At 45.6% G+C, this 1319-nt stretch carries 1 pseudogene; it reads left to right on the top strand.

What is annotated here, in order from left to right:
• Positions 1-1319 (top strand): annotated as a pseudogene (locus QTN94_RS19945) (hypothetical protein); the annotation flags it as partial.

The raw sequence follows: 1319 nt of genomic DNA, 5'->3' as shown, positions 1-1319 counted from the left end.
GAGGTGACGCCAAAGAACCACCAGATACAAACCATGCGCAGTGCTCAGCAGAAAATGCAGAAGTTGTTGAGTAGTGAGTTGCCAATGATGGTGATGCTTAAGCATGACGCGGTCAATAACACCGCCAAGCAAATGCTTAACGATGCAGTAGAACGCAGTTGGCAACAAGGTAAGCAGCTTACTCAAGCATCGTGGGACAAGTTGGGTAAAATGGGGGGCGTCGTCGCCATCCTAAACCTTTGGAACGTGTCGGTTGTTCTGCAAGACATCCGCCATAAAGTCGCGCAACACCCGAATACTAGTTTGTGGACTAACCCTGCAATTAGAGAAGCGACCTATGCGACAGGTTATGCGGTCTCCGCTGTTACCGCTGTGTGGCGAGATGCGAAATGGGAAATTCTTGCTAAGGATTCTAAGCTACTTGGTGAAACCTTAAATGAAGCAATAAAAAACAGCAATGCTTCAAAATCGGCAATGCTCAAAACCTTTGCGAAAACGACGGCAGCAGTCTCTTTGTTTGGTTTGATTGCCACAGGATTCGAAACATGGGAAAGCTACGATAAATTCACTGATTCAAGTCATGCGCCAATGGAGCGGTTGGGTTATGGGTTAAAAGGGGGAGCAACCGTGGCTCAAGTTGTGGTATTTGGAGCACAATTTGTAACTAATATATTGAGTCGAATAGGCGTTTTTAGTATTGGATCTATTATCGCCCCTTGGATGCTGACCACGTTGATGGTTGCTGGTATTGTGTATTTGATTGCTGTTATCATCATCAATGCCTTTAAACGTTCAGAACTTGAGAAGTGGTTGCTTCACTCCATATGGGGCAAACAATCGAAGCAATGGAAGCCTATCGAGGAGTTAACTCACTTAGAACACATTATTCATAAACCTCAGGTTCAGCTTAACTCAGTCCCTAACCGAAAACCTTCCCAATGGATGGACACTGGCACCAACCAATGGCAATTGGAGCTGACCTTGCCTGCATTTACCATAGGCCAACGGATTGGCTTACAAATAACGCGTAAGCCCAAACAAGTTTATAGCTATGTCCCTACTGAGGCGAAGCCAGCTGTTATGCTTAATGAGCAGAACGGCACATGGAGCCAAAAAAAAGAAGGAGGTAGCCCCGTCACCTATCGATTAGATTTGGGTGGTAGTACGGAGGATACCATCACGGTACTGGTTAGCATGCCGTTTAACTGGCAAGCCTCAAAACATCAACAACTGGGCTATATAGCGTCAGGTAAAAAACAAGGTGATTTAACCGTAGAGCCTGCGCCAAAAGAATTTGGCACTCGTCTTATTGAAGTGAG

Source organism: Vibrio sp. M250220, from assembly GCF_036533795.1.
Lineage (GTDB): Bacteria > Pseudomonadota > Gammaproteobacteria > Enterobacterales > Vibrionaceae > Vibrio.
Note: the sequence above shows the minus strand (reverse complement) of the source record. Positions and strands in the feature narration are given on the sequence as shown.